Genomic DNA, 1,799 nt, shown 5'->3' with positions numbered 1-1,799 from the left:
GCTCCACACTCAGGAATATGGCAAATTTTTTGGGTGAACCCTCTGCCGTTCTCTTTCGCCGGTGCGATCTCGTGCATCACTACTGGCGTGCACAGGCGCGTGGCTATCTGACCATCTCGGATTGTGTCATGTGGCTGGAACTCCTTGAAAAGGGGGGGGCCGTTATCTTCGCACGGCCACTCAGCCTCTATCGGCGGCATGAGGGACAGGAGGGCGTTCGGGCGGATACGCTGGTACTCAGCCGCATTGAGTGGCGGCGCCTGATTGAGGAATACTGGCGGCGGCGCGTGTTCCTGACCGAGGAGACGGATTACCGTACCGTCATGGATCTTCTGCTGGGATCGGATCGGGAAATGATCGAGCCGTTGCTGGCGCAAGTATCTCCCGAACTGCGCAGAACCTATGAGACGAGCACCTCGCTACTCCATATTGTCCTCATGAACCGTATTGACGGCTGCGCGCCGGTTCGTTTGGATGCGCCGCTGAAGCCACTTGCAGAACGGGGGCTGATCTCCTTGAGCGGCTGCGTGGAAAAAGGGACGACAGAACTTGCTCTTTGCGATGTGAACTCGCAGCGTGACAGTATCATCCTGTTTGAGCGAGGACTGCTGCGGCGCAATTCCAATACGATGCAGAGCCTTTCGGCACATACCGCGCGCGGCAATATTCTCCTGCAGGAGTTCGACGATCATCCGATCATCTCAAAAGAGATCGTGCAGGAGAACTATTTCGCTTTTCGTGCCGTCTCTGCCATACAGACTTCAACGAAATATCTTGCTGATTTCCTGCGCGAGTTCAATCCCCATATCTATCTCTTTGAAAATCAGCTTGCCTCTCTGCCCGAGCAGCGCATCTACAACATGCAGAATGAACGCGTGACGATTTTCTTCGGCGCACTGAACCGCCGCCCGGACTGGGAGCCGCTGATGCCCGCGATCAATGCGTCGATCCGCCGTTACGGCGACCGGCTGCACTTTCACGTCATCTCGGATCATGCCTTTTATGAGGCTCTTGAGACGGAGGAAAAGGACTTCGCGGGCGGCGTACGGGATGCCTCCATTGTTGCCCCGTACGAACGCTATACTGCAGCACTGCACGATGCAGACATAGCCCTCCTGCCGCTGCGGGATACAGAGTTCAACCACGCCAAGTCCGATCTGAAGTTCATAGAGGCGGCGGGGCATGGTGCGGTGGCGCTGGCCTCGCCTACGGTCTATGCGGAAACAATGCGCGACGGTGAGACGGGGCTGATCTTCCGCAGCCCCGAGGAGTTCGCTGAAAAGCTCGATCTGCTGATAGAGCACGCTGATCTCAGACGAACCCTTGCGGAGCATGCCTACCGCTATGTGGCAGAGCATCGCCTGCTGGAATATCATCTGGACGACTACATTGCCGCCTATCAGGAGATGTTTGCGTGGCGAGAGGAGCTGGAACGCGACAGACGCGCCCGCATCGCGAAATTTTTTCCGCAGCTGTAGATCTGTCGTGGAACTATTATGGAAGCAGAACGATGATGAACACACGCGGAGAGCATGGAAGTTATGAGCTATCTTAGTATAATTCTTACAGTGACAGAGGAGGGCACATATCTGCGTGAGACGGCGGAGGCGGCACTTGCCGCTGCCTCCGCTCTTCGTGTGGAAACGGAGCTGATCGTTGCACTGCATACAGGGCGGGAAAAGGCGATGCGCAAGCAGCTTCGTCACCTGCCGTGTCGTCTGTGTGCATCGGACACGGCTTCCTCCGCAGCCCTCTGCAACGCTGGCGAACGCGCGGCGAAGGGACAGTACCTCCTCTTT

General features: G+C 56.9%; 2 protein-coding genes. Both read left to right on the top strand.

The features are described 5' to 3' along the window. The coding region (locus C8273_RS12570; protein WP_234344112.1) for a glycosyltransferase at positions 1–1,478 on the top strand (1,478 nt) is incomplete at its 5' end. A gap of 63 nt (positions 1,479–1,541) precedes the next feature. After that, positions 1,542–1,799 (top strand): hypothetical protein (locus C8273_RS12565; protein WP_159060777.1); only part of this gene is annotated, 258 nt, incomplete at its 3' end.

The sequence above is a fragment of the Candidatus Centipeda massiliensis genome (assembly GCF_900290285.1).
In the GTDB taxonomy this organism is placed as follows: domain Bacteria; phylum Bacillota; class Negativicutes; order Selenomonadales; family Selenomonadaceae; genus Centipeda; species Centipeda massiliensis.
The sequence above is the reverse complement of the archived record's forward strand: the minus strand, read 5'-3'. Positions and strand labels throughout refer to the sequence as shown.